The following is a 26,893-nucleotide window of genomic DNA, read 5'->3' as shown; positions in this document are numbered from 1 at the left end:
TAGAGGATGGGAGCGGAACGGGTCGGAGCTGGGGTCAGAGCTGACTGATGGCCTGATCGGCCACGGCCGCCAGGTAGTCCTGCGCCGGACCGAGTCCGGGCACGATGACGGCGGGCGCCAGTTGGAGCAGCGGCACCAGCACGAAGGCGCGCTCGGTGATGCGCGGATGGGGCACTGTCAGCGTGGCGCTGGCGATCCGTTCATCGCCGTACAGCAGCAAGTCCAGGTCCAGGGTGCGCGGGGCGTTGCGGTAAGGCCGCTCGCGTCCATGCGCCGCCTCGATGGCGTGCAGGGCCAGCAGCAGTTCCTCTGCCGGCAGGGTGGTCGTGATGCGCGCCACGGCGTTGACGTAGTCGTCACCGCTCGAATCGATGGGCGCCGTGCGGTAGCTGGCCGAGGCGTCCAGCAAGCTGGCGCCTGGCAGGCGCGCCAGGCGTGCGATCGCATCCTGCACATTCGCGCGCGCGTCGCCCAGGTTGGCACCGATGCCGATGTAAGCGGTGACCAGCGCAGGTGCGTCCATCATTCGTCGCTGCTGCTGCCGGTGGCCGAGCCGCCACCGGTCTTGCTGCGCGTGCTGCGGCGTGGCGGGCGCTTTTTCTTGACGGCGCCCGGTGCGGCATTGGCGCTGACGAGCAGCGCTTCGCGCGTTTCCTCGTCACCTTCATAAAAGGCCGTCCACCATTCGCCGATGTCCATGTCGATCTCGCCAGAAGCGCAGCGCAGCAGCAGGAAGTCGTAGCCGGCGCGGAAGCGCAGGTGCTCGAGCAACTTGTACGGCGCCTTGCCGACCCGGCGCTCGAAGCGCGGCTGCATCGACCAGATGTCGCGCATGTCGGAACCGATCTTGCGCTGCAAGGCCAGCTTTTCAGTCTGCGAATCGAGCACGTCGTCGGCCGCCAGGTGCAGTGCGGGAATGGTCGATTCGCCGGCGGCGCGGTAGGCCGTCCATTTTTCCAGTACCTGGTGCCACAGCAGCGAAGCGAACAGGAAGCCCGGCGAGACGGTCTTGCCGGCGGCGATGCGGGCGTCCGTGGCGTCCAGCGCCAGGGTGACGAATTTTGCGCCCAGCGGCTGTTCCAGCACCACGTCGAGCAGCGGCAGCAGGCCGTGATGCAAGCCTTCCTTGCGCAGCTGCTGCAGGCAGGCCAGCGCGTGGCCGCTCATCAGCAGTTTCAGCATTTCATCGAACACGCGCGGCGCGGGCACGTTGTTGATCAGCGGCGCCATGATGGGGATCGGCGCGGCCGTGTGCGGCTCGATGGTGAATTTCAGCTTGGCGGCAAAGCGTACCACGCGCAGCATGCGCACGGGATCTTCGCGGTAGCGCTCTTCCGGCTTGCCGATCATGCGCAAGGTCTTGGCGCGGATGTCTTCCACGCCGCCGTGGTAGTCCAGCACTTCCTGCGTGGCCGGGTTGTAGTACATGGCGTTGATGGTGAAGTCGCGGCGCAGCGCATCTTCGTGCTGCAAGCCGAAGGTATTGTCGCGCAGGACGCGGCCATGTTCATCCTTGGGCGCGGAGTCGGCGCCGGCGCCGCGGAAGGTCGTCACTTCCAGCAAATCCTGGCCGAACATCACGTGCACGATCTGGAAGCGCTTGCCGATGATGAAGGCGCGGCGGAACAAGCGCTTGACCTGTTCCGGCGTGGCGTTGGTGGCGATGTCGAAGTCTTTCGGCTTCACGCCCAGCAGCAGGTCGCGCACGGCGCCGCCGACGACAAAGGCCTCGAAGCCCGCTTCCTGCAGGCTGCTGGTGACGCGGATGGCATTCGACGACACCAGTTTCGGGTCGATTCCGTGTTGCGCAGGACCGAGCACGATGGGTGCCGTGGTGTCGCGCGCTGCCTCTTTTTTAACGCCGAGGATCTTGCGGATGAATTTTTTAATCATTGAATAAGTGAAGTGATGGCCAGCCGTGGAGGGATGCGTGTGCGCTCAAAGCGGTATTGGGGTTGGTCGCGACAGGGTGGGTCACGACCGACAGCAGGGGAATGTCGTTGTGCGAATCGCTGTAAAAATAGCTGCGCTCGAACTGCCCCAGTTCCTTGCCCATCTTTTCCAGCCAGGCGTAGGTGTGGGTCAGCTTGCCCGCGCCCAGGGTCGGCGTGCCTACCAGCTTGCCCGTGACATTGCCTTGCGGGTCATATTCTGGCATGGCGGCCAGCAGGTGCTCGACGCCCAGCGCATCGGCGATGGGTTTGGTGATGAAATGGTTGGTGGCCGTGACGATGGCCAGCAGGTCGCCCGCGTCCTGGTGCTGTTTCAGCAGGGCCACGACTTCCGGGCGGATGGCCGGCATGACCACTTCAGCCATGAATTGCTTGTGCAGCGCTTCCAGGCGTTCGCGCGGGAATTGCGCCAGGGTGCCGAGGGAAAATTCCAGGTATTCCACCGGATCGAGCGTGCCGGCCTGGTATTGCGCGAAAAATTCGTCGTTACGGCGGGTGAATTCGGCGGCGTCCACGGCACCGATGCGTACCAGGAATTCGCCCCACTCGTGATCCGAGTCGATGGGCAGCAGGGTGTGGTCGAGGTCAAACAGGGCCAGATTCATCATTCTTTCGCTTCCGCCTGCAGCAACTCGCGCAACAATGGCAAGGTGATCGGGCGTTGGGTTTCAAGGGAGTAGAGGTCGAGAGAGTCCAGCATCGTCGACAGCGAACGCATGTCGCGCCGGAAATGGGACAGCAGATAGGGTAACACGCCGGGCGACAAGGTCAAGCCGCGGGTGGTGGCCGCCTGGGTCAGGGCGGCGATTTTTTCATCGTCCGTCAAGCCGTGGATCTGGTAGATCAGGCCCCATCCCATGCGCGTGCGCAAGTCTTCGCGCACGGGCAGCACGGCCGGCGGCACGGCGCCGCTGCACACCATGAAGGCCTTGTTGGCGCGGATTTCATTGAACAGGGCAAAGGCATCGATCTGCGCCAGCGGCGACAGTTTTTCGCAGTCGTCGAGCAGGTACAAATCCACATCAGGCGAATACACGAATTCGGACTCGATCGAGAATGGCGAAATGTAGCGCGCGCGCTCGGTGCTGGCCAGGGCCTTGAGCAGGTGGCTCTTGCCGGCGGCCAGTTCGCCCCACAGGTAGGCAAAATGTTCGCGCGAAGTGCGCGCGGCGAACTGGCGCATCAGCTGCGCCACTTCGGCATTCTGTCCCACCTCGAAGGTATCGAGGCTGTGCGCCTGGTCTGTGCCTAAATCGAGCACCAGTTGTTTCATGGCGTACGCCTTGTCCTGTTTTTCATTACTGCTTGTGCGTCGTCATCGCGTTTGTTGTTGGATTTTTATTAATTTAACATTGTAGTCGTCTCGAGTGCCTGGCAGAAGCGTCGCGAGCGGCAGCGATTTGTGGCCGAGAAGCGCAACCGTACTGTAGTACGGTGAGCATCGCCGGCCGCAAAGTGCGACGCGCAGTAGCTTATGTCAGTCACCTTGTCACGCATTATAGAAGGTGCTGGACAGGTAGTGGCGTCTTAGATGCTTAAAAGCGACCATCAGGACGGCAGAAGCGGGTAAAGCGAGCAAAACGCCGACGAAACCGAACAATTGTCCGAAAGCCAATAAGGCAAAGATCACGGCCAGCGGGTTCAGGCCGATGCGCTCGCCCACCAGGCGCGGCGTGAGGAAAAAGCCTTCGATGACCTGGCCGCAGCCATAGATGACGGCCACGGCGATGACGCCGCTCCAGTCGGCAAATTGCAGCAGGGCGGCGATCAGCGCCAGCATCAGGCCCAGGCCGAAGCCCAGATAGGGAATGAACACCAGCAAGCCCGTGATGATGCCCACAGGCAATGCGACTTCAAAACCGGCGATGGCCAGCGCCACCGAGTAATACGTGGCCAGCACCAGCATGACGAGCAGCTGGCCGCGCAGATATTGCGCCAGCAGGGTATCGACTTCCTGTGCCATGCCCACCGTGCGGCCGACCCAGCGGCGCGGCACGGCGCCGGCGATGCGCGCCAGCATCGGATGCCAATCCAGCAACAGATAGAACAGCACCACGGGAATCAGCACCACGGTGGCCAGCCAGCCCAGCACGGCCGTGCCGCCGATACGGGCCGAGGCGAGTACCGTGCTCCAGATTTCATCGCCGCTGGTGGCCATCTGCTGGCTCAGCATGCGTTTGATGCCGGTGCCATCGAGGCGCACGCGGATGCCCAGGTCGCGCAGCTTCGGCGCCAGGAAATCGTTGGCCTTGTTCAGGAATTGCGGGATTTGCGCCTGCAGCAGCGGGATTTCCTTTTGCAGCACGGGTACGACGATCAGCACCAGCGCCGTAATGGCGAGGAAAAACAACACTACGACGACCAGCACGGCCAGCGGACGGGGCACGTAAAAATGCTTGTAATGCAGGCGCTGCAACCGGTCGACGCCGGGATTGAGCACGTAGGCGAGGATGGCGGCGGCCAGGAAGGGCGTCAGGATGGGACCGAGGCTGACGAGCAGCAGCAAAAATGCCAGCCAGACCGCGATCCAAAATGCTGTTTGCTTCTGTTCGGCGGTGATGGCGAATGGCATGTAGTTTGTGCTGTTGCGTTAAAAAAAGGCAGTTAATTACGAAATGGCGGGGCAGTTTGATAAAATAGCGACTTGATCGACCGAATTCACCCGCTGGCGTCCTGCCGCACGATGTTGAAAAACATGCTTGCGCGCGCGTGCCGGCGGGTATCCGCCTTCTATTTTACCGCCTCCGCTGCCACCACACCATGAACCAGACTTCTAATGTTTCCCTTTCCTACCGTGACGCTGGCGTCGATATCGACGCAGGCGACGCTTTAGTCGAAGCAATCAAGCCGTTTGCCAAGCGCACCCTGCGCGAAGGCGTGATGGGCGGCCTGGGCGGTTTTGGCGCCATGTTTGAAATCAGCAAGAAGTACAAGGAACCGGTGCTCGTCTCGGGCACCGACGGCGTGGGCACCAAATTGCGCCTGGCGTTCGAACTGAACCGTCATGACACGGTCGGCATCGACCTGGTCGCCATGAGCGTCAACGACATCCTGGTGCAAGGCGCCGAACCGCTGTTCTTCCTCGACTACTTCGCCTGCGGCAAGCTGGACGTGGCGATCGCCACCGACGTCATCAAGGGCATCGCCCAGGGTTGCGAACAAGCAGGCTGCGCACTGATCGGCGGCGAAACGGCGGAAATGCCGAGCATGTACCCGGCCGGCGAATACGACTTGGCAGGCTTTGCCGTCGGCGCCGTGGAAAAATCGAAAATCATCGACGGTACCAAGATCGCCCCGGGCGACGTGGTGCTGGGCCTGGCCTCGTCCGGCGTGCACTCGAACGGTTACTCGCTGGTGCGCAAGATCATCGAAGTGGCGAAACCTGACCTGGAAGGCGACTTCCACGGCCGCAAGCTGGCCGACGTGCTGATGCAGCCGACGCGCATCTACGTCAAGCCGCTGCTGGCGCTGATGGATGCCATGGAAGTCAAGGGCATGGTGCACATCACCGGCGGCGGCCTGGTGGAAAACATCCCGCGCGTGCTGCAGCCTGGCCTGGTGGCCGAGCTGGACTCGAAGGCATGGACCATGCCGCCGCTGTTCACGTGGCTGCAGCAGCACGGCGGCGTGGCTGACGCCGAAATGCACCGCGTCTTCAACTGCGGCATCGGCATGACCGTCATCGTCTCGCAGGAAAACGCGGACGCCGCCATCGCGCAATTGCAAGCGGCCGGCGAAACCGTCTCGCGCATCGGCACCATCCGCGCCCGCGTGGGTGACGAGCATCAAACGATTGTCATCTAAGTCTTAATCGACATAAAAAAGGCAGGCACTCGCAAGAGGCCTGCCTTTTTTTACGTGCCTGCGCTTACCGCGCGTGCGCCGGCTTCATGCTGCCATCCGGCTGCGAACCACCTTTGCCGATCATGGCCACGCTGACGGCGGAGACGAGGGAGGCGAACAGGATGTAGCCGACGATGTGCCACGGTTCGCCATTGCCCGTTTTCAGCAGGTAGGTGGCGATGATGGGCGTCAGGCCGCTGGCGAAGATGCCGGAGAACTGATACACGAAGGAGATGCCCGTGTAGCGCACCTTGGCGTCGAACAGGTCGCAGAACAGGGCCGCTTCCGGGCCGTACACGGCCGAATACAGCACGCCCAGCGGGATGATCACGGAACACCACAGCAGCAGCGGATTGTCGGCGTGATGGAGCATGATCCAGAAGGCGGGGATGGCCGACACGCCCGTGATCAATGAACCCCAGAAAAACACCTTGGTGCGGCCGATGCGGTCCGACAGGCGGCCGAAGAACGGAATGCAGAAGCACATCACGACGGCCGACGCCATCACGCCCATCAGCGCTTCCGTGCGGTCGATCTTGATGGTGTTGGTCAGATAGGTGATGGAAAACACGCCGAAGATATTGAAGAACACGCCATCGATATAGCGCGCGCCCATGCCTTTCAAGACGTTGCCTGGATAGCGTTTCAACAGGTCGAAAAATGGAATCTGCGTCTCCGCATTCTTCTCCTTGACGGCCTGGAATTCCGGCGTTTCCATCACGTTCAGGCGTATCCACATGCCGATGAAGACGAGGGCCGCCGACAGGATGAAGGCCACGCGCCAGCCCCAGGACAGGAACTGCGCGTCCGTCAGGCTGTAGGACAGGATCGCCACCACGCCGGAAGCGAGGCACAGGCCGATGGCCAGGCCGATCTGCGGCAGGCTGGCATAGAAGCCGCGCTCCTTGGGCGGCGCATATTCATACGCCATCAGCACGGCGCCGCCCCATTCGCCACCGAGGCCGATACCCTGCAGCACGCGCAGGAACAGCAGCAGGCCGGGCGCCCAGTAGCCGATGTGGTCATATGTGGGCAGCACGCCGATCAGGAAAGTGGAGATCCCCATGATCATCAGGGTCATCACCAGCATGCTCTTGCGGCCGATCTTGTCGCCGAAGTGGCCGAAGATCACGCCGCCGATGGGGCGCGACAGAAAGCCCACGGCAAAGGTACCGTAGGCCAGCATGGTCGAGACGAGCGGATCGCCGCCCGGGAAATACAGCTTGCTGAACACGATGCCGGCGACGACGCCGTATAAAAAGAAGTCGTACCACTCGATGGTGGCGCCGATCACGCTGGCCATCACGACTTTCCGTAGCTCTTTGGCCTTTTTCGGATTGTTCGGATTGTTATCCATAATATCTAGTCTCCAATCGATATCGATTATGTGTGTTTTTTTGATGCTTGGCTGATTGCCAAGTCATTGAGGGGCGGGGCCGTCTGCCCGCCGCTGGCATCCTCCCGGGTGAGGTGGCGTGGGGCGCGGACTAGGCAGCCTTGGGCAGCCGCACGGCGTCCGCCAGGATCATGTCGGCCGCTTTTTCGGCGATCATGATGGTGGGCGCGTTCGTATTGCCCGAGACGATTTCCGGCATGATTGACGCGTCGACCACGCGCAGGTTCTGCATGCCGTGCACGCGCAGGCGGTCATCGACGACGGCCATGGCGTCATGTCCCATCTTGCAGGTGCCGCTCGGGTGGTAGATCGACTGGCTGAAGCGCCGCGCCGCGTCCAGCAATTCCGCATCCGTCTCGAACTGCGGGCCGGGCACGAACTCGGAAATGATGTGCGGCGCCAGCGACGGTGCGGCGGCGATTTTTCGCGCCACACGCAGGGCGGCAATTGCCGTCTGCTGGTCGCGCGGGTCGGACAGATAATTCGGATAGATGCCCGGATAGGCGAGGGGATCGGCGGACTTGATCGACACGTGGCCACGGCTGTGCGGGCGCAGCTGGCACACGGACGACGTAAAGGCGGAAAACGGATGCGCGCCTTCGCCCGGCTTGTCGGCGCTCAGTGGCTGCATGTGGAACTGGATGTCGGGCCGCTCCACCTCGGGCGACGACCTGGTAAACACCGTCACCTGGCTGGCCGCCAAGGTCAAAGGCCCTGAGCGGGAAAACACATACTGCATGCCCACCCACAGCTTGCCCCACAGGCTGTTGACTTCATCGTTCAGGGTTTTCAGCCGCGTCTTGAAGACCAGACGGATTTGCAGATGGTCTTGCAGGTTCTGTCCCACGCCGGGCAAGTCGTGCACCAGCGGCACGCCCACTTCCTCGAGCAGGGCGCGTGGGCCTACGCCCGAGCATTGCAGGATTTGCGGCGAGCCGATGGCGCCCGCGCAGAGTATCACTTCGCCGCTGGCGCGCGCCTGGCGCAACTGGCCATCCTGCCGGAATTCGATGCCGACGGCGCGCTTGCCCTCGAACAGCACGCGCGTGATTTGCGCGCGCACTTCCACGCGCAGGTTGGCGCGCTTGCGGGCAGGCCGCAAAAAGGCCTTGGCGGTGCTCCAGCGCAAGCCCTTGCTGGCCGTCTGCTGGAAATAGCCGACGCCTTCCTGCGTGGCGCCGTTGTAGTCGGCATTGAAGGGAATGCCGCTTTCCGTGGCGCCCGCAATAAAGTGTTCCGCGATGGGACGGCGCAGGCGCAAGTCCGACACTTTCAAGGGGCCACCCACGCCGTGGTAATCGCTGGCGCCGCGTTCCTGGTCTTCCGATTTCTTGAAATAAGGCAAGATGTCGGCATAGCTCCAGCCTGCATTGCCCAGTTCGGCCCAGCGGTCGTAATCTTCCTTCTGCCCCCGCACGTACAGCAAGCCGTTGAGCGAACTGGAGCCGCCCAAGACCTTGCCGCGCGGCCATTGCAGCTGGCGCCCGGCGATGCCGGCGTCCGCTTCCGTGCGGTAGCACCAGTCCAGCCTGGGGTCGTGCATGGTCTTGAAATAGCCGACCGGCACGTGTATCCACGGATTGTTGTCCTTGCCGCCTGCTTCCAGCAGCAATACCTGATTGTTGCTGTCGTGCGACAGGCGGTTGGCCAGCACGCAGCCGGCGGAGCCGGCGCCGACCACGATGTAATCGTAGTGTGTTTGCAACATTACTCTTGTCTCCTGCGTTGCGGTATCTAGCCGCCTCGATGGGCGTTTTTTGCGATACACTGGTCTTTATTGATTATTTTTGGAACGTCTGGTTCCATTTATAAAAGACGTGCAGCACCGGGACAAGCGGAAACAGCCGCATACGCGAGAGGTGAAACAGAACATGCATGATGCGTTTCAAAAACGGCAGGCCGAGGCCGAAGAAGACAGCTCGGCGGGTGGCGCGGTAGTTGCCAGTGCGGCGGCCAGCCATGGCGACGAGGCGCGGGGCTTGCGCGTGCTGCGCCTGATCGAGCACCTGGCCAGCGCCAGCCAGCCATTGACCTTGTCGCAGCTGGCCGCGCGCATGCAGGTGCCCAAGGCCAGCATGATGCGGCTGCTCGATACCCTGGAACAACATGGCTATGTGCTGCGCACGCCCGTGGGACGCGGCTACGTGCCCGGTGCCGCTTCCACCAACCTGGCGCTGGCCACCCTGCGCAACAATGCCCTGATCCGCGTGAGCCGCAGCATCCTGGGCAGTCTGGTGGCGGTCACGGGCGAGACGTGCAACCTGGCCATTCCCGAGGGTAATGCGATCGTCTATGTGGACCGCGTGGAAACGCAGGAACCGCTGCGCCTGCATCTGGTGCTGGGCAGCCGGGCGCCCATGCATTGCACGGCGAGTGGGAAACTATTCCTGGCGCATATGAATTTGCTGGAAAGGCGCGAGTTGCTGGCCATGCTGACCCTGCAGGCGCGCACGCCAAAAAGCATCACGGATCCCGTGCTGCTGGAACGCGAGATCGTGCGCATCGCCCGCCTGGGCATCGGCATCGACGACGAGGAATTCGTGCACGGCATGGTGGCCGTGGCCGTGCCCATCTGCGCGGCCGACGGGCGCATCGTGGCGGCCGTCGCCTGCCACGCGCCCGTGGCGAGAAAGTCCGTGGAGCAGCTGATGCAGCATGTGCCCCAGCTCAAGGAGGCGGCCGTCAAGTTGCGGCCGCTGTTGCTGGCGGAAAACAGCTAGGATTTCAAGACCTTGGCCACTTTCGCCGCGCGCAGGCGGAAGGCGTCCGGCATGCCCGAGCCCAGCAGCGGGCGCAGATACAGGCGGAACGCATCCGTCACGTCCGTGCCGCTGGCGCTGATGAATTCGTCTTCCATAGTGCGCGTCTTGCCTGCTACCTCGGTGAGCGGCAGCAACTCGTAATCGACGGAATAAAAGCCCGTGCGCTTGATGGCGACGGAACCATCGCGGTCGCCCCACATGGCGAACTGCACCGCCTTCTCGCCCACTTCGCGGGCTTCGCGCTGGTCGACGTCGGACACGCAGCCGATGAAGGAGCGCTGCAGATAGCCGAAGGTATCGCCGCGCACGCGCTTGATGCCCAGTTTCGCCTTGATCTCGTCGCACAGCAGGTCGGCCAGCGCGCCTGTGCCCGACAATTGCACGTTGCCATGCGCATCGCGCTCCACTTCATTGCCCACCTGTTTGGCCAGCAGGCTGGCGATCGGTTCGCCCGAGGCGTCGTGGATGCCTTCCGAGACGGCGATCACGCAGCGGCCATGTTTTTCATAGGTCGCCTTCACGTCGGCAAGAAATTGTTCCAGCACGAAGACGCGCTCGGGCAGATAGATCAGGTGCGGGCCATCGTCGGGAAACTTCTTGCCCAATGCCGAGGCGGCCGTCAGAAATCCCGCGTGGCGGCCCATCACGACGCCCACGTACACGCCGGGCAGGGCCGCGTTATCGAGGTTGGCGCCGGCGAACGCTTGCGCGACGAAACGCGCTGCAGAGGGAAAGCCGGGCGTGTGGTCGCTGCCCACCAGGTCGTTGTCGATGGTTTTCGGGATGTGGATGCAGCGCAGCGGATAGCCGGCCTTGTGCGCTTCCTCGCTGACGATGCGCACCGTGTCGGACGAGTCGTTGCCGCCGATGTAAAAGAAATGTTCGATCTCGTGCGCGCGCAGCACTTCGAAGATTTGCTGGCAGTAGGCAATGTCCGGCTTGTCGCGCGTGGAGCCGAGGGCCGACGAGGGCGTGGCGGCCACCAGTTCCAGGTTATGGCTGGTTTCCTGCGTCAGATCGACGAATTCTTCATTGACGATGCCGCGCACGCCGTGCAGCGCGCCATACACGCGCGTGACATGTTGAAATCGCCGCGATTCGAGCACCACGCCCACCAGCGACTGGTTGATGACGGCGGTGGGGCCGCCTCCCTGGGCAACAAGAATTTTTCCAGACGGCATGGGATTTCCTCGTAAGTGGAACGGCCCTCCAGCCTACTCCTTTTTTGCCGGGGCGCTGCCTTTTCCCGTATTCCTGTCGAGGAATTGTTCCACGCCACCCCAAGCCTTGATCGGCTTTTACTCCGGCGCCCGGATATGCTCGACCAGTCCCGTGCTGCGGCGTCCAGGCGCCGGTGTCAGCCAACTGACCAGCACGGCGGCGGCCAGGCCGGCCGGCACGCCGAAGATGCCGGCGGAGATGGGGGCGATATGAAACCATTGACCGCTGGCATTACCGCCCAACATGGTGCTGGTGTGCAGCATGTAATACAGGCATACGCCAAAGCCCGTCAGCATGCCGGCCAGCGCGCCCTGGTAGTTGGCACGTTTCCAGAACACGCCCAGTACCAGCGGCGGGAACAGGGTCGAGGCGGCCAGGGAAAACGCCACGCCCACCAGCGACAAAATGTCCGCCGGCTTTTGCGAGGCCGCATAGGCGGCGATGAAGGCCACGGCCAGCAGCAGCAATTTTGAAATCGTCACGCGCTTTTGCGTCGAGGCGCTGGGATCGACCACCTTGTAATAGATGTCGTGCGACAGGGCATTTGAAATGGCCAGCAGCAAGCCATCGGCCGTCGACAGGGCGGCCGCCAGGCCGCCGGCCGCCACCAGGCCGGAAATGACGTAAGGCAGACCGGCGATCTCGGGCGTGGCCAGCACCAGCACGTCGGCATCGATGGATATTTCCGCCAGTTGCACGATGCCGTCGCGGTTGACGTCGACGATGCTGATCAGGGGACTGAGCTTGTCCACGTTGGCCCAGTACGACACCCAGGTGGGCAGGTTCGCGTATTGCGTGCCCACGAGAGCCGAGTAAATATCGTATTTGACCAGCACGGCCAGCGCAGGAATCGTGAGGTAGATCAACAAGATGAAGAACAGGGTCCAGAAGACGGAGACGCGCGTCTCGTGCACGGACGGCGTGGTGTAGGATCGCATGAGGATATGCGGCAGGGCGGCCGTGCCCAGCATCATGCAAAACACGAGGGCCAGGAAATTGTTGCGCTTGATGTCGGACTGCTCCCGGTCGGCAGCGGGAAATGGCTGCGCGTGCGGAATGATCGGCTCGGCGCGCTTCTGGTTGTGCGCCTGCGCGGCCTGCCACAGCGCGCGCGCTTCATCGGGACTTTTCGGATAGGCGATCAGGTAGCGCTCCGCATTGCGGATGTCGAACAACGAGGCATTGCGCTGGCGCAAACTGTCGAGCTGGCGCTGGGCCGTCAGACGGCCTTGTTCCCAGGAGGCGGGCAAGCCGTCGATGCGCGCCTGGTAGCTGATGGCGCGCTGGCGGAAGATGGCACGCACCTCGTTTTCTTTCGGGTCCGTTTCCAGCACGTGTTCACGCGCGCTCAGTTGCGGCAACACCTTGCCGTAGGCGATCTGCGGCACGGGATTGTCCGCATGCTTGACCGACAGCCACATGGCGGGAATCAGGAAGGCGACGAGGATGATGATGTATTGCGCCACCTGCGTCCAGGTGATGGCGCGCATGCCGCCAAGAAAGGAGCAGACGAGGATGCTGGCCAGGCCCAGGAAGATGCCGACGGAAAAATCCACGCCCGTGAAGCGCGAGGCGATCAGGCCGACGGCGTAGATCTGCGCCACCACATACGTAAATGAGACGATGATGGTGGCGGCCACGGCCACCACGCGCACGCTGGCACCCCGTTTGTCGGTACCGCTGCCATAGCGGGCGGCGAGGAAATCGGGAATCGTGTACTGGCTGAACTTGCGCAGGTAGGGGGCGATCAATAGCGCTACCAGGCAATAGCCGCCCGTCCAGCCCATGATGAAGGCCAGGCCGTCAAAGCCGTTCAGGTACAGGCCGCCAGCCAGGCTGATGAAGCTGGCCGCCGAAATCCAGTCGGCGGCCGTGGCCATGCCGTTGAACATGGCCGGTACCCTGCGCCCCGCCACATAGTATTCGGTGACGTTCGAGGTGCGGCTGATGACGCCGATGGTGGCGTACAGGGTGATGGTGACGAGCATGAACAGGTAGCCGATCCATGCGCGCGGCATGCCTTCCTGTTCCAGCACCGACAGGGCCAGCAGGAAGGCGGCGAAACCGGCCGTAAACAGCAGGTAGTAGCGGCACAGCCGCGCAAAGAAGCTGCGCTGGCCGCTCATGCGTGCTCCTCTGCATGAAAAGCCCGGTCGAGGCGCTGCATGCGCCAGGCATAGAAGGCGATGATGGCCAGGTACACCAGCGAGGCGCCCTGCGCCGCCATATAGAAGGGCAGCGGCCAGCCGAACAGATTTAAATGCAACAGTTCGCGCGCATAAAACACGGTCAGGAAGCCCGTCAGCAGCCAGACCAGCAGCAGGATGACCGTCAGGCGCCGCGTCTTGCGCCAGTGGATATCGCGGCGCGACTGCAGTTCGGGGTTGGGCGTGCGCAACGGTACTGCGGGAAGGCTGGGCTTATCCATACGTGACCTCATCCTCTTCTGGCGCGTCCGGCAATAACAGGGCGATGCTCAGGCGCAGCAGGGTGCCCGGCAGCTTCGGCGAGTGCGCGCGCGGATTGTTAAAAATATCGACTTCGGCGCCATGCTGCTGGGCAATTTCGCGCACGATGGCCAGGCCCAGGCCGCTACCGTCGACATTGCTGCCGAGAATGCGGTAAAAGCGTTCGAAGACATGGGCCCGCTCGGCTTGAGGAATGCCGGGGCCCGTATCTTCCACTTCCAGGATGGCCAGTTCCAGGGTGCTGCGCACGCGCACCGTGACGCTGCCGCCCGACGGCGTGTAGCGCAGGGCATTGTCGATCAGGTTGCTCAGCAGCTCGCGCAGCATCATGGCATTGCCGGAAATCATGATCGCATAGGCGGGCTGCTCGAAGCCCAGGTCGATATGCTGGGCAAACGAGGCTTGCACCCAGTCCTGCACCACGCCGCGCGCCAGTTCGCTCAGCTCGATCGGTTCGAACGTCGTGCCCGCCTGAGGCTGGTTTTCCGCGCGCGCCAGGGCCAGCAGCTGGTTGACCAGGCGCGTGGCCGCTTCCGAACTTTTCGCCAGTTGCAGCAGCGAGCGGTGGATCTCGTCGTGGTCGGTCTGGCGCAGCGCCAGCTCGGATTGCATGCGCATGCCGGCCAGCGGCGTTTTCATCTGGTGCGCGGCATCGGCGATGAAGCGCTTCTGCATGTCGATCGACAACGACAGGCGCGCCAGCATCTCGTTGAGCGAACCGACCAGCGGCGTGATTTCCTCGGGCACCTGGCCCGATTCGATGGGCGATAAATCGTCGGGCGGCCGGGCGCGTATGCGTTCCTGCAATTGCGCCAGCGGCGACAGGCCGCGCGCTAGGGCAAACCAGACCAGGGCCAGGATCACGGGCAGGATGATGAACTGCGGCAAGATCACGCCCTTGATGATTTCATTGGCCAGCTGGGCGCGTTTTTCCAGGGTTTCCGCCACCTGCACCAGCGCGCGGTGCGGCTCGTCGTTGTTGCTGGACGGAATGTCGAGATAGCTGAACGCCACGCGCACGGGCGTGCCATGGATGGTGTCGTTGCGAAACAGCACCATGCCGCTGCGGTATTTGTCGGGGTCCTGCGGCGGCGGCAAATCGCGGTCGCCGTCGAGGTATTCGCCGCGCGGACCCACCACCAGGTAATACAGGGTGTCGATATCGTCGCCGCGCAGGAAGTCGCGCCCCTTGGTGTTACTGCTCTTTTCCGGCACGCGGCGCAGCATGGCGCCGTCGGCCTGCTTGACCTGCTGCGTCAGCACGGTCACGCTGTCTTCCAGCGCATGGTCGAACGGCTGATTGGCGATGCCCTTGGCCACCAGATAGGTGATGGCGATGCTCATCGGCCACAGCAGCAGCAAGGGCGCCAGCATCCAGTCGAGGATTTCGCCAAACAGCGAATGCTCGATGGTGTCGTCCTGCTCCGTGGTGGGCGGTTCGAACCAGTCGTCGTCGTCCGCCTCGTCCGCTGGCGCCTCGCGCACCTTCACTTGCTGGCGGGTCCGCTGGCCGGGCTTGCCGATTCGCCCGCTTCGGCGTTCAGGCGCGCCGCTTCCGAGTATTTTTCCAGGCAATAGCCGAGGCCGCGCACGGTGGCGATGCGCACGCCGCCCACCTCGATCTTCTTGCGCAGGCGGTGCACATACACTTCGATGGCGTTGTTCGACACTTCTTCGCCCCATTCGCACAGGTGGTCGACCAGCTGTTCTTTCGAGACGAGGCGGCCGGTGCGGCCCAGCAGGATTTCCAGCAAGCCCAGTTCGCGCGCCGACAGGTCGAGCATCTGGTCGTTGATGTAGGCGCTGCGCCCCACCTGGTCGTAGCTGAGGGGGCCGTGCTTGATGATGGTGGCGCCGCCGCCGGCGCCGCGGCGCGTCAGGGCGCGCACTCTTGCCTCCAGTTCCGACAAGGCGAACGGCTTGGCCATATAATCATCGGCACCGAGGTCGAGGCCATTCACGCGCTGCTCGATGGAATCGGCGGCCGTCAGGATCAGCACCGGCAGCAGCGAGGCGCGCGCGCGCAGGCGGCGCAGCACTTCCAGGCCGGACATCTTGGGCAGGCCCAGGTCGAGGATCAGCAAGTCGAATTCCTGGGTGGAGAGGGCCGTATCGGCCTCCTGGCCCGTCTTGACGTAGTCGATCGCATAACCGGACTGGCGCAGCGAGCGGGTCAGGCCATCGGCCAGCACGCTGTCATCTTCGGCAAGTAAAATACGCATGGTGCACTTCCTATGCTTGCGGCGGTAGAAGTTTGTATTGTGTTTCATTTTCCGCAAGGTGGCGAGTTTTTGTGAGAAACCAGGCTTGTATTGATCTGTTTCAAAACAAATCCACGTTCCGCTTGCATTGATCACTGTTTTTTTATACAGTACTGTCTGTGTAAAGAATTTAACCCACTGGCGCTATCGCAGGCTGCAGGATTCACGTGAATCCGCAACTGTAGAACGGCTGAAAGAACATATGGACGATAAAAAAGCTGTAGTACCCGCATCGGAAAAAGCCAAGGCGCTCGCCGCCGCACTGGCGCAGATCGAGAAGCAGTTTGGCAAAGGTTCGGTCATGCGCATGGATGCCAGCGCAGCGATCGAAGAAGTGCAAGTCGTGTCGACCGGTTCGCTCGGCCTCGATATCGCGCTGGGCGTGGGCGGTTTGCCGCGTGGCCGCGTGGTGGAAATCTACGGTCCGGAATCGTCGGGTAAAACCACCCTGACCCTGCAAACCATCGCTGAGATGCAAAAACTGGGCGGCACCTGCGCCTTTATCGATGCCGAGCACGCGCTCGATGTCGGTTACGCGCAAAAGCTGGGCGTGAACCTGCATGAATTGCTGATCTCGCAACCGGATACGGGCGAGCAGGCGCTGGAAATCTGCGACGCCCTCGTGCGTTCGGGCAGCGTCGACCTCGTCGTCATCGACTCCGTGGCCGCACTGACGCCACGCGCCGAGATCGAAGGCGACATGGGCGATTCCCTGCCAGGCTTGCAAGCGCGCCTGATGTCGCAAGCCCTGCGCAAGCTGACCGGTTCCATCAACCGCACGAATACCCTGGTCATCTTCATCAACCAGATCCGCATGAAGATCGGCGTGATGTTCGGCAGCCCGGAAACGACCACCGGCGGCAATGCGCTGAAATTCTACGCCTCCGTGCGCCTGGATATCCGCCGCACCGGCTCGATCAAGTCCGGCGATGAAGTGATCGGCAACGAAACCAAGGTCAAGGTCGTCAAGAACAAGATCGCGCCACCGTTCAAGGAAGCGCACTTCGACATCCTGTACGGCGCCGGCACCTCGCGCGAAGGCGAAATCCTGGACCTGGGCTCGGATGCCAAGATCGTGGAAAAATCCGGTTCGTGGTACAGCTACAACGGCGAACGCATCGGCCAGGGCAAGGACAACGCCCGTGCCTTCCTGCAAGAGCGTCCGGCGCTGGCCCGCGAAATCGAAAACAAGGTCCGTGCTTCGCTGGGCGTGCGCGAACTGCCGCCGCTGGCCGCTGAAAAGCCGGAAAAAGCGGATAAAGCCGCCGACAAGGCCGCCAAGGCTGCGGAAGCCAAGGCAGAGTAGGTCGGATTAGCGCGGCAAAGCCGCGCGTAATCCGACAACACCACAGACGTCAACAATGTTGTCGGAGCAGACGCCAACAATGTTGTCGGATTACGGCCCAAGGGGCCTAATCCGACCTACGCGCGGCTCGCCGCATAGTATGACCACGATCGCCGTCCCGCGTTGTTGCGCCGGGCGGCGATTGTGTTTGGATGGCTTGATCGTGGAATGAAAGACAAGGTGGGTGTATGGCCGCAGTACAACTAAGCCTGAAGGGTAGGGCGCTACGCTTTTTGTCGATGCGCGAACACAGCCGCATGGAATTGCGGCGCAAGCTGCAGCGCCATGCGCAGGAGGGCGATGATGTGGAAGCCTTGCTCGACAGCCTGGAGCAAGCCAACTGGCTGTCGCAGGAGCGCTTTTCCGAGTCGCTGATCCACCGCCGCTCGGCCCGCTTTGGCAATAGCCGCATCATGGCGGAATTGCAAAGCCATGGCATCGGGGGCGAGGCCTTGCAGGAACTCAAGGCGGGCCTGGCCGAAGGGGAGGTTGCGCGTGCCTGCGAGGTGTGGCGCCGCAAATTTGGCGAGGTGGCGCAGGATGCCGAGCAGCGCAACAAGCAGATGCGCTTCCTGATGCAGCGCGGTTTTTCCCAGCGCGCCGTGCAGGTGGCCTTGAAGGGGCTGGATCCCGACGAGGAATAAGGCAGGCGCGGGCATTCCACGGGGTCTGCGGGCGCGACGGCAAAGCCGCTTTCCCGTGTCTCTGGCCTGCCGGTCTGGCCATGCCCGTGCTTCCCCCGCCGTGCCGCCATGAACTGGGCTTTCAAACGCCGTCTGTTTCCAGGATGGTGACGCCGCGTGATCGGGTATGCTGGCGCTCGAACGCTGTGCGATGCGCGCAGCACCACTGATCGTGACAGGATGCAAGATGAGCAACTGGAATGCCGGCTATATGGCCGAAATCGCCTATACCTATGGCTATTACGAAGAATTAAATCCTTTGCGTCTGCGGCTGCCCCTGCTGGCCGCCGGCCTTGCCTTGCCTGCCAGTGGCACGGCTTGCGAGCTGGGCTTTGGCCAGGGTATCAGCGCCAACATCCATGCGGCGGCGTCCGCCACGCGCTGGCATGGCAATGATTTCAATCCATCCCAGGCTGCATTTGCCCAGGAGTTGGCCAGCGCGGCTGGCGCCGGCGCGCAGTTCACGGACGAATCGTTCGCGCAGTTTTGTCGCCGCGACGACTTGCCCGATTTCGACTTCATCTGCCTGCACGGGATCTGGAGCTGGGTCTCGGCGGAAAATCGCGCGCTGATCGTCGACTTCCTGCGGCGCAAGCTGAAAGTCGGCGGTGTCGTCTTCATCAGTTACAACACTCAGCCAGGCTGGGCCGCAATGATGCCGATGCGCGACCTGATGGCCGAACATAGCCGCGTCATGAGTGCGCCGGGCCAGGGCGTGCTGGCCAGAGTCGAAGGCGCCATCGGTTTCGTTGACAGGATGATCGCCACGCAACCGCGCTACCTGGAGGCCAACCCGCTGCTGGCCGACCGCATTGAAAAGCTCAAGGCGATGGATGGGCATTATCTTGCCCATGAGTATTTCAATGCCGACTGGCAGCCGATGGCCTTTTCCAGCGTCGCGGCCATGCTGGGCGAAGCCAAGCTCGAGTTTGCCGCGTCAGCCACCTATACCGCCCTGGTCGACATGCTGAACCTGACGGCCGAGCACCAGCAATTCCTGGCCGAGATACCCGATCCCATCTTCCGCGAGACGACGCGCGGCTTCCTTGTCAACGAGCAGTTCCGCAAGGATTACTGGGTCAAGGGCGCGCGCAGGCTGACACCGTTCGCCCAGGCCAGTGCCTTGCGGGCCGTGCGCGTGATGCTGGCCGTGCCGCGCGACGAGGTGGTGTTGAGCGTGCATGGCGTGCTGGGCGACGCCGATATGGATGAGCGCGTGTATGCGCCCGTGCTCGATGCCATGGCCGACCATCGCGTGTACACGATAGGCGAACTGGAGCAGCAACTGGCTGGCAGCGAAGCCAACCTGGCCGCCTTGCTGCAGATCATGCTGGTGCTGGTCAGCAAGGGCAGCGTACTGGCTGTCCAGGACGAGGCCGACATCGCCGTGGCGCGGCCGCAGACGGCGCGCCTGAATGCGCACCTGCTGGAACAGGCGCTGGCAAGAACCGATTTGACCATCCTCGCCAGTCCCCTGACGGGCAGCGGCGTGGCTGTACCGCATTTACAACAGCTATTCCTGTGGGCGAAACTGCAAGGTTGTTCAACGCCGCAAGAATGGGTGCGCGCGACATGGCCGGTGTTGCTGCGCCTGAAACAGTTGCTGACGAAGGACGGGCAGCCCTTGTTGACGGAAGAGGAAAACCTGGCCGAACTGCTGGCGCACGCACAGCATTTCTCTGCGCGTAACTTACCCATTTTGCGCATACTGGGTGTGACTGACTGAGGCGCAGCGCCGGCCAGGTTGCCGGTGCTTGCACTCCTGCATTCAAGTTATTCATATTGCGAATGTTTGTCATTCATTTTGCGATTTTCACTGATAATTTGCGGCAGGCGGCCAGACCAATAAAAAATTATGTTGCGGCGCAACTAGCGCCCTATGTGCTACACTTTTAGGGTTTTTGCGGCGCCGCAGGTGCGGTTGCTGTTCGTAGAAGCTGCGAACGGCGTGCTTTATGCACATGGCTGCTTACTAATTATGGCCGCGCAAGCGGCATCGGTCTTATGTCCCTGTCAACTCCCGTATCCCGGCGCGCCCTACGGCACTCCCGTGTTATCGACGTCCAAGCGTATGTGCGCGACGACGGCCTGTGGGATATTGACGCCCATATCACCGATATCAAAAGCTATGACGCGACCCTGGCCTCCGGCCCCCGTCCCGCCGGCGCCCCTCTGCATGACCTCCATTTACGCATTACCGTCGATCGCGAACTGAACATTGTCGAGGCCGAGGCTGCCTCCGATGCCGTACCCTATCCCGGTTTTTGCGATACCATCGGCCCCGCTTACAGGGCGCTGATCGGTCTGAATTTATTGAAGAATTTCCGCCGCGACTTGAAACAGCGCCTGGCGGGAATCGCCGGCTGTACCCATTTGACCGAACTGGCGCAAGTCTTGCCGACTGCGACGGTTCAGGCATTTGCCGGCGATGTCTGGTCGACCCGCGACGGTGCGAATGCTGACTTATCGCATGAAAAGCCGTTTCAACTCGACAAATGCCACGCCCTGCGCACGGATGGCGGGGCAGTTGCACAGTATTACCCGCGCTGGGTAGCCAAGCCGTGACCCCGGCGCTTTCCTGTTTTTTTTGCACCACTAACCGTATTTTTACACATCAGTATCAGAAGGGAAGCCAGCATGAAAATCCATGAGTATCAAGCCAAAGAAATCCTCCGGCAATTCGGAGTGACGGTACCACGCGGTATTCCGTGCATGTCCGTCGAAGAAGCCGTCAAGGCTGCGGAAACCCTGGGCGGCCCGGTGTGGGTTGTCAAGGCGCAGATCCACGCAGGTGGCCGCGGCAAGGGCGGCGGCGTGAAAGTGGCAAAATCGATGGAACAGGTCAAGGAATACGCTGACCAGATCATGGGCATGCAGCTGATCACGCATCAGACCAGCGCCGAAGGCCAGAAAGTCAACCGCCTGCTGGTGGAAGAAGGCGCCGACATCAAACAGGAACTGTACGTTTCGCTGGTCACCGACCGCGTCACCCAGAAAATCGTCCTGATGGCATCGTCCGAAGGCGGCATGGACATCGAAGAAGTGGCCGAGAGCCACCCAGAGAAGATCCACCACGTCACCATCGAGCCGAGCGTTGGCCTGACCGATGCCCAGGCAGACGACATCGCGACCAAAATCGGCGTGCCTGCCGGTTCCATCGTCGACGCCCGCGTCAACCTGCAAGGCCTGTACAAGGCATACTGGGAAACCGATTGCTCGCTGGCCGAAATCAATCCGCTGATCGTCACCGGCAGCGGCAAGGTCATCGCCCTGGACGCCAAGTTCAACTTTGACCCGAACGCCCTGTTCCGTCATCCGGAAATCATCGCCCTGCGCGACCTGGACGAAGAAGATCCAGCTGAAATCGAAGCGTCGAAATTCGACTTGGCCTACATCTCGCTCGACGGCAACATCGGTTGCCTGGTGAACGGCGCCGGCCTGGCCATGGCCACCATGGACACGATCAAACTGTTCGGCGGCGAGCCAGCCAACTTCCTGGACGTCGGCGGCGGCGCCACGGCAGAAAAAGTGACCGAAGCGTTCAAGATCATGCTGAAAAACCCAGGCCTGAAAGCTATCCTGGTGAACATTTTCGGCGGCATCATGCGTTGCGACGTGATCGCTGAAGGCGTTATCGCCGCGGTGAAAGCCGTCTCGCTGAACGTACCGCTGGTCGTGCGCATGAAGGGCACCAACGAAGACCTGGGCAAAAAGATGCTGGCCGATTCCGGTCTGCCTATCATCGCAGCCGACACCATGGAAGATGCAGCCAAGAGCGTCGTTGCCGCTGCTGCCGGTCAAGCTTAATTAAGGAATCAACATGTCCATTCTGATCAATAAAGATACCAAAGTCGTTACCCAAGGGATCACCGGCAAGACCGGCCAGTTCCACACCCGCGGTTGCCGCGACTACGCGAACGGCAAAGCTGCCTTCGTGGCAGGCGTGAACCCGAAGAAAGCCGGCGAAGATTTCGAAGGCATTCCTATTTTCGCTAACGTTACCGAAGCGAAAAAAGAAACCGGCGCCAATGTTTCCGTGATCTACGTACCGCCAGCAGGCGCGGCAGCGGCGATCTGGGAAGCTGTCGAAGCTGAAATGGATCTGGCCATTTGCATCACCGAAGGCATTCCTGTGCGTGACATGATGGCCCTGAAAGACCGCATGGCTAAAGCCAACAGCAAAACCTTGCTGCTGGGCCCTAACTGCCCAGGCTTGATCACGCCAGACGAAATCAAGATCGGCATCATGCCAGGCCACATCCACAAGAAGGGCCGTATCGGCGTGGTGTCGCGTTCGGGCACCCTGACCTATGAAGCAGTGGGTCAGCTGACCGCACTGGGCCTGGGCCAATCGTCGGCAGTCGGCATCGGCGGCGACCCGATCAACGGTCTGAAGCACATCGACATCATGAAGATGTTCAATGATGATCCAGATACCGACGCGGTCATCATGATCGGCGAAATCGGCGGTCCGGACGAAGCCAACGCGGCTTATTGGATCAAAGACAACATGAAAAAACCGGTCGTCGGCTTCATCGCTGGCGTAACCGCTCCTCCAGGCAAGCGCATGGGCCACGCCGGCGCGCTGATCTCGGGCGGTGCCGATACGGCACAAGCCAAGCTGGAAATCATGGAAGCTTGCGGCATCACCGTGACCAAAAACCCGTCGGAAATGGCGCGTCTGCTGAAAGCCATGCTGTAATTCCAGCCCGGTCACCGCAGTACAAAAAAGGAGCTTCGGCTCCTTTTTTTTTGTCCGCAAGACAGGCCGCATCCCGGCCCGGGACGACGGCGCTGGTCCGAACCGGCCCAAATGCGTCGCTTTTCTTTCCACGTGTGCCGCCGCTGCCCGGGCGCGCCGCTGGCATGGCGCTTGCACCATGCACGGCGTGAGCAATGCACACTGGGAGGATACGATGCGCGCGCAAAGCGGATTTACCCTGATAGAACTGATGATCGTGGTGGCCATCGCCGGTATCCTGGCGGCCGTGGCCATTCCCCAATATGGCGACTACACGATGCGGGCCAAGGTCAGCAATGTGCTGGCGGCCGCTGCCCCCTTGAAAACGGCCGTGGCCCTGTGCGTGCAGGAAAACGGCGGGCTGGCCACCGCCTGCAGCACGCCCACCCAGGCCGTGCCCAGCGCCATCCCCGTGTTCAGCGCCACGCGCGAAGTGGCCAGCGCCACAGTGGACAAGGGCGATATCGTGCTGACCCTGGCGGCCGACCTGGGCACGGGTATCGGTGGACAAACCGTGACGATGACCATGAAGTCGGGCACGAGCAGCCTGACCTGGTTCAATAGCACCACCGTGACGAATGCGGCAGCGAAGGAAGCGATTACCAAAAACAACATTCCCGACGTGACGCCGACGCTGTAAGTGGGGACTGCCGCGCCAGCGTCAGACGATCTTTTGCCGGTCCGCGATCAGCGCTTCATAGGTGAGGTTTTGCAGCAGGGTGTAGTGGGTCGGTTCCAGGTCGATGAATTGCACGCCATACGTATAGATTTCCGCCACGCCGGCGGCATTGCCATTCGACGGCTTGCCCACGCTGACGTTCTGGATGCGGGCGCGCGTGTTGACGCGCATCTGGTGCTTGTTCGGTTGCACCAGCAGGGTAAAGCTCAGTGCCACGCCTTCGTCATCGGGCGTGAGCATGCTGGGCGCCTCGATCAGCGCGCCCGAGACGCTGAGGTTGACGATGAACACGGGCACGGCCGCCACATCGCGATAGCTGAGCTGCGCGGGAATTTCCACTTTCACGCGCATGGCCGTGCGCAGGCTGGTGCCCTGGATGGCGTCGGGAAAACTCAGGTGGACGTAATTGAGGGGGCGGCCGAAGATGCGCAGCACGCTGCAGGAAAACGAACAGACGGTGACGCCGGAAAACACGCGGATGGTCAGCTTGTCACCCTCGTTGAGCACGATGGAGGCGCCGTTTTCCATGGGAATCTTGACGATCAGGTACTCGTCTTTCACATAGCCGATCACGGTCGAGAAATGCTGGATGGGCTTGATGGTGCGGTGCGTGATGAACTGGATGCGTCCTCCCACCTGCAGATTCATGGCCTCGAATTCGAAGTCCTGGAGCTTGCTTTCCGCGGCGGGCTTGTTGCTTGTCATGCGATGCTCATCTGGATATGGACGACTCGCAGTATGCATGATTTCTTGATGAAAAAGCATTTATATCAATCAAATTCATATTGGCATCGAAAAATGCCATGCGCAGGTGCAGGTACGCGGTTCAGGCTTTACAATTGCGTCAATATTGACGAACGTAAACCTTATGCAACGCAGCTACTTCTGGACCATGTTGTTCCTGATCTTGCATCAAATCGACGCTGCCTACTGGAAAGAGTGGGAGATGTTTCATGTGCCGGGCGGCGTGCAGGGTTTTCTCGTGTTTAACCTGGCGGCGATTGCCGTGGTGCTGGCCGGTTACCGGCATGTGTTGCTGAACACCAGACACGCGTCCCGCTATGCGGCAATATGCGCCGCGCTGGGCGTGGGAACGTGTCTGATCCATGCCGGCTTTGCGCTGGCGGGGCTGGAACAATTCCACTTGCCCCTGTCCGTGGCCGTCATCGCGCTATGCCTGCTGTGTGGCGCCTGGCTGCTGCGCGACCTGCGCCGCGTCAAGATTCATCTTGCGCGCCAGGCAGCGTGATTACACCTCGGCGTGCCAATCGCCCGACTTGCCGCCATGCTTTTCCAGCACGCGCACATTCGTCATGACCATGCCCCGGTCGACGGCCTTGCACATGTCGTAGATCGTCAACAAGCCGATCTGCACGGAAGTGAGCGCTTCCATTTCCACGCCCGTCTTGCCCGTCGTGTCGACTTGGGCGCGGCAGTGCACGCTGTTGGCCGCCTCGTCCACTTCAAAATCGACGGTGACGCGCGTGAGGGCCAGCGGGTGGCACAGGGGAATCAGGTCGCTGGTGCGCTTGGCGCCCATGATGGCGGCGATGCGGGCGATGCCCAGCACGTCGCCTTTCTTGGCGTTGCCGGAAATAATCAAGGCCAGGGTGGCGGGCTGCATGCGGATGGTGCCGGCGGCCACGGCGCTGCGGCGCGTGTCTTCCTTGCTGCCCACGTCCACCATATGGGCCTGGCCCGTGGCGTCGAAATGGGTCAGTTCCCCGGCGGGGGCTTGCTTGTCTGCTGTTGTCATGGCGTCAAAATAGGTGAGGGGTGGGGGCGCGGCACGCCTGACCACGACGTCATGCCACTGGCATGGCGCATGCTTGGTGCGTGGGAATGGGTGCCGCGAACAAGGTATGATAGCACCCGTGAATTCAAAAACTTCCCTTCCGATCGTCCTTGAAAACGCTGCTGCGGCATGGCCGAGCAACTCCCTGCGCGCGTCGGTGCTGGCCGCCCTCTGCTGCGCTGCGCCCTGTGCGCTGGCGCAAACCTATACCTCCGCGCCAGCGGCGCCGGCTGCCAGCGTGTCCGCCAAGCCGGCCGGCAGCTGGACGCCGCTGGCCGTGCCGCCGGCGCCGAACCTGCCGAACCTGGGCGACACCTCGCGCGAAGACCTGTCGCCGGCGATGGAGCGCAAGATCGGCGAGGAAATCATGCGCGGCATCCGCGGCGATCGCGACTACCTCGACGATGCGCCCTTGCTGGAATACCTGAATACCTTCGGTAACGCCCTCGTGGCGGCGCGCCCCAGCGTGCGCGGCGAAACGAATTACGACTATTTCTTCTTTGCCGTGCGCGACCCCCAGTTGAACGCGTTTGCCTTGCCGGGCGGCTTCATCGGCGTGCACTCGGCCCTGGTGCTGGCGGCGCAAACGGAGGCGGAACTGGCTTCCGTGCTGTCGCACGAGATCGGCCACGTGGCGCAGCGCCATATCGCGCGCATGCTGGGCCAGCAGCGTCAGGATGCCCTGATGCCGCTGGCGGCCATGCTGCTGGCGGCGCTCGCTTCACGGGCGGGCGGTGACGTGGCGATGGGCGTGTTTGCCGCCGGCCAGGGCCTGGCCATCCAGCGCCAGCTCAATTTTGGCCGCGACGCCGAACGCGAGGCGGACCGCATCGGCTTCCAGATCATGGGCGAGGCCGGTTTCGATACCACCGGCATGGTGGCCTTCTTCGGCCGCATGCAGGCGGCCAGCCGTTCGTACAGCGACCTGATGCCCGCCTACCTGCAGACCCACCCGCTGACGACGGAGCGCATCGCCGACATCCAGGCGCGCATCCGCGAACAGCCTTACAAGCAGCGTGCGGACAGCCTGAGTTTTCACCTGGCCCGGGCCCGCGCCCGCGTGCTGCAGGATGAAAGCGTGCAAGGCCTGTTGAACGCCAAGGCCGTCTTCAAGACGCAGCTGGAACAGCAAAGCCGCTTCCAGGTGACGGCCGCCCACTATGGCTTGTCCTTTGTTGCCGTCAAGCAGGGCAAGCCGGCGGAGGCGCAAAAGGAACTCGATGCGGCCAATGCGGCCCTGCACCAGCCGGCCGGGCCGAATGTGTTTACCTCGGGCGGCACGCAGGACCCCAATTCCCTGCTGGCGGCGATGGCGCTGGAAGTGCTGTTGATGCCGGCGCAAAAGAAGGAAGTGGCGCAACAGGCCCTGAAGGCGGCGGACGCTGCGCGCCAGCAGTTTCCCCTCTCGCGCGGCATTGCCCGCCAGTATGCGGAAGCGCTGATGGCTGCCGGCAAGCTGGAGCAATCCACCCTGTATCTGCGCGACCAGGTGCAGCTCTACAAGGAAGAGCCGGAACTCTACGATTTATTGGCGAAAGCCTATGCGGACCAGGGCAAGATGACCTTGCAGCACATGGCACTGGCCGAATCCTACGTGCTGCAGGGCGCCACCATGGCCGCGCTGGACCAGCTGACGATCGCGCGCAAGTCGACGGACGCGACCTTTTATGACCAGGCCGTGATCGATGCGCGCGAGCGGGAATTGCAGGAAAAACGCCGCGAACAGATCAAGGACCAGAAGGGCTGA

At 62.2% G+C, this 26,893-nt stretch carries 25 protein-coding genes; 11 read left to right on the top strand and 14 right to left on the bottom strand.

What is annotated here, in order from left to right; all coding sequences use genetic code 11:
• Window positions 1–34 precede the first annotated feature (34 nt).
• The 5 genes from folK to LSO07_RS27095 all read right to left on the bottom strand — a co-directional run bounded on the left by folK (window position 35) and on the right by LSO07_RS27095 (window position 4,524).
• Window positions 35–523 (bottom strand): 2-amino-4-hydroxy-6-hydroxymethyldihydropteridine diphosphokinase, encoded by a 489-nt coding sequence (gene folK, locus LSO07_RS27115; RefSeq protein ID WP_092608605.1) that lies wholly within the window; start codon window positions 521–523, stop codon window positions 35–37.
• Window positions 523–1,893, bottom strand: a complete 1,371-nt coding sequence (pcnB, locus tag LSO07_RS27110; protein ID WP_070254664.1) for a polynucleotide adenylyltransferase PcnB — start codon at window positions 1,891–1,893, stop codon at window positions 523–525. The genes folK and pcnB overlap by 1 nt, the downstream gene beginning before the upstream one ends.
• Complete coding sequence (locus LSO07_RS27105) at window positions 1,886–2,557, bottom strand: HAD family hydrolase (protein WP_151098005.1); 672 nt, start codon at window positions 2,555–2,557, stop codon at window positions 1,886–1,888. Before LSO07_RS27105 ends, pcnB begins: the two co-directional genes overlap by 8 nt.
• Complete coding sequence (hda, locus tag LSO07_RS27100) at window positions 2,557–3,225, bottom strand: DnaA regulatory inactivator Hda (RefSeq protein ID WP_058048421.1); 669 nt, start codon at window positions 3,223–3,225, stop codon at window positions 2,557–2,559. Before hda ends, LSO07_RS27105 begins: the two co-directional genes overlap by 1 nt.
• A gap of 216 nt (window positions 3,226–3,441) precedes the next feature.
• Entirely contained in the window at window positions 3,442–4,524 is a 1,083-nt protein-coding gene (locus LSO07_RS27095; protein ID WP_034788685.1) for an AI-2E family transporter, read from the bottom strand.
• A 188-nt stretch (window positions 4,525–4,712) separates the two neighbouring features.
• Between LSO07_RS27095 and purM the strand changes: the two genes are divergently transcribed.
• Window positions 4,713–5,756, top strand: coding sequence for a phosphoribosylformylglycinamidine cyclo-ligase (gene purM, locus LSO07_RS27090; protein ID WP_034788683.1), 1,044 nt, complete (start codon window positions 4,713–4,715; stop codon window positions 5,754–5,756).
• A gap of 64 nt (window positions 5,757–5,820) precedes the next feature.
• Here the strand turns inward: purM and LSO07_RS27085 are convergent, their stop codons facing one another.
• Both LSO07_RS27085 and LSO07_RS27080 read right to left on the bottom strand, forming a co-directional pair.
• Window positions 5,821–7,152 carry an MFS transporter gene (locus tag LSO07_RS27085; protein WP_151097266.1) on the bottom strand — a complete coding sequence of 444 codons (1,332 nt, stop codon included), beginning with the start codon at window positions 7,150–7,152 and terminating at the stop codon, window positions 5,821–5,823.
• A 130-nt stretch (window positions 7,153–7,282) separates the two neighbouring features.
• Complete coding sequence (locus tag LSO07_RS27080) at window positions 7,283–8,899, bottom strand: GMC family oxidoreductase (RefSeq protein ID WP_034788671.1); 1,617 nt, start codon at window positions 8,897–8,899, stop codon at window positions 7,283–7,285.
• 163 nt (window positions 8,900–9,062) lie between these two features.
• On the opposite strand from LSO07_RS27080, the gene LSO07_RS27075 reads away from it, so the two are divergent.
• Window positions 9,063–9,911 (top strand): IclR family transcriptional regulator, encoded by an 849-nt coding sequence (locus LSO07_RS27075; protein WP_083299882.1) that lies wholly within the window; start codon window positions 9,063–9,065, stop codon window positions 9,909–9,911.
• Here LSO07_RS27075 and LSO07_RS27070 read toward each other — a convergent pair.
• The 5 genes from LSO07_RS27070 to LSO07_RS27050 all read right to left on the bottom strand — a co-directional run bounded on the left by LSO07_RS27070 (window position 9,908) and on the right by LSO07_RS27050 (window position 15,864).
• Window positions 9,908–11,134: a 6-phosphofructokinase gene (locus LSO07_RS27070; protein ID WP_151097264.1), complete on the bottom strand. Its 1,227-nt coding sequence runs from the start codon at window positions 11,132–11,134 to the stop codon at window positions 9,908–9,910. The genes LSO07_RS27075 and LSO07_RS27070 overlap by 4 nt on opposite strands.
• Window positions 11,135–11,251: 117 nt before the next feature.
• Complete coding sequence (locus LSO07_RS27065) at window positions 11,252–13,300, bottom strand: sodium:solute symporter family protein (protein WP_151097262.1); 2,049 nt, start codon at window positions 13,298–13,300, stop codon at window positions 11,252–11,254.
• The gene (locus LSO07_RS27060) at window positions 13,297–13,602 is read right to left on the bottom strand and encodes a DUF4212 domain-containing protein (protein WP_151097260.1); all 306 of its coding nucleotides are present in this window, start codon (window positions 13,600–13,602) and stop codon (window positions 13,297–13,299) included. The genes LSO07_RS27065 and LSO07_RS27060 overlap by 4 nt, the downstream gene beginning before the upstream one ends.
• A complete protein-coding gene (locus LSO07_RS27055; RefSeq protein ID WP_404811514.1) occupies window positions 13,595–15,127 on the bottom strand; it encodes a sensor histidine kinase in 1,533 nt (510 codons plus the stop codon). Before LSO07_RS27055 ends, LSO07_RS27060 begins: the two co-directional genes overlap by 8 nt.
• Window positions 15,128–15,129: 2 nt before the next feature.
• On the bottom strand, window positions 15,130–15,864 hold the full coding sequence (locus tag LSO07_RS27050) for a response regulator (protein ID WP_034746066.1): 735 nt from the start codon (window positions 15,862–15,864) through the stop codon (window positions 15,130–15,132).
• A 241-nt stretch (window positions 15,865–16,105) separates the two neighbouring features.
• Between LSO07_RS27050 and recA the strand changes: the two genes are divergently transcribed.
• From recA to LSO07_RS27015, 7 genes are all read left to right on the top strand, one after another.
• Window positions 16,106–17,209 carry a recombinase RecA gene (gene recA / locus LSO07_RS27045; RefSeq protein ID WP_034788660.1) on the top strand — a complete coding sequence of 368 codons (1,104 nt, stop codon included), beginning with the start codon at window positions 16,106–16,108 and terminating at the stop codon, window positions 17,207–17,209.
• Window positions 17,210–17,436: 227 nt separating this feature from the next.
• Window positions 17,437–17,892 carry a recombination regulator RecX gene (gene recX, locus LSO07_RS27040; RefSeq protein ID WP_151097258.1) on the top strand — a complete coding sequence of 152 codons (456 nt, stop codon included), beginning with the start codon at window positions 17,437–17,439 and terminating at the stop codon, window positions 17,890–17,892.
• A gap of 226 nt (window positions 17,893–18,118) precedes the next feature.
• Window positions 18,119–19,657, top strand: coding sequence for a class I SAM-dependent methyltransferase (locus LSO07_RS27035; RefSeq protein WP_034788657.1), 1,539 nt, complete (start codon window positions 18,119–18,121; stop codon window positions 19,655–19,657).
• A 278-nt stretch (window positions 19,658–19,935) separates the two neighbouring features.
• A complete protein-coding gene (locus tag LSO07_RS27030) occupies window positions 19,936–20,496 on the top strand; it encodes a DUF2889 domain-containing protein (RefSeq protein ID WP_151097256.1) in 561 nt (186 codons plus the stop codon).
• Between the two features lie 72 nt (window positions 20,497–20,568).
• Window positions 20,569–21,738, top strand: a complete 1,170-nt coding sequence (gene sucC / locus LSO07_RS27025; protein WP_034788653.1) for an ADP-forming succinate--CoA ligase subunit beta — start codon at window positions 20,569–20,571, stop codon at window positions 21,736–21,738.
• Window positions 21,739–21,751: 13 nt separating this feature from the next.
• Window positions 21,752–22,633 carry a succinate--CoA ligase subunit alpha gene (gene sucD / locus LSO07_RS27020; protein ID WP_034746085.1) on the top strand — a complete coding sequence of 294 codons (882 nt, stop codon included), beginning with the start codon at window positions 21,752–21,754 and terminating at the stop codon, window positions 22,631–22,633.
• A gap of 214 nt (window positions 22,634–22,847) precedes the next feature.
• Window positions 22,848–23,312: a pilin gene (locus LSO07_RS27015; protein ID WP_151097254.1), complete on the top strand. Its 465-nt coding sequence runs from the start codon at window positions 22,848–22,850 to the stop codon at window positions 23,310–23,312.
• 21 nt (window positions 23,313–23,333) lie between these two features.
• Here LSO07_RS27015 and LSO07_RS27010 read toward each other — a convergent pair whose 3' ends face one another.
• Window positions 23,334–24,056: a flagellar brake protein gene (locus LSO07_RS27010; RefSeq protein WP_034788650.1), complete on the bottom strand. Its 723-nt coding sequence runs from the start codon at window positions 24,054–24,056 to the stop codon at window positions 23,334–23,336.
• A 163-nt stretch (window positions 24,057–24,219) separates the two neighbouring features.
• Between LSO07_RS27010 and LSO07_RS27005 the strand changes: the two genes are divergently transcribed.
• Window positions 24,220–24,600: a DUF6713 family protein gene (locus LSO07_RS27005; protein WP_151097252.1), complete on the top strand. Its 381-nt coding sequence runs from the start codon at window positions 24,220–24,222 to the stop codon at window positions 24,598–24,600.
• On the opposite strand, the gene moaC is transcribed toward LSO07_RS27005, so the two are convergent.
• A complete protein-coding gene (moaC, locus tag LSO07_RS27000; protein ID WP_034746095.1) occupies window positions 24,601–25,107 on the bottom strand; it encodes a cyclic pyranopterin monophosphate synthase MoaC in 507 nt (168 codons plus the stop codon).
• Window positions 25,108–25,303: 196 nt separating this feature from the next.
• On the opposite strand from moaC, the gene LSO07_RS26995 reads away from it, so the two are divergent.
• Window positions 25,304–26,893 carry a beta-barrel assembly-enhancing protease gene (locus LSO07_RS26995; RefSeq protein ID WP_151098001.1) on the top strand — a complete coding sequence of 530 codons (1,590 nt, stop codon included), beginning with the start codon at window positions 25,304–25,306 and terminating at the stop codon, window positions 26,891–26,893.

The sequence above is a fragment of the Janthinobacterium sp. PLB04 genome, from assembly GCF_021165895.1.
GTDB classification, from domain to species: Bacteria; Pseudomonadota; Gammaproteobacteria; order Burkholderiales; family Burkholderiaceae_D; genus Janthinobacterium; species Janthinobacterium lividum.
This window is presented reverse-complemented; position numbering and strand designations above follow the sequence as displayed.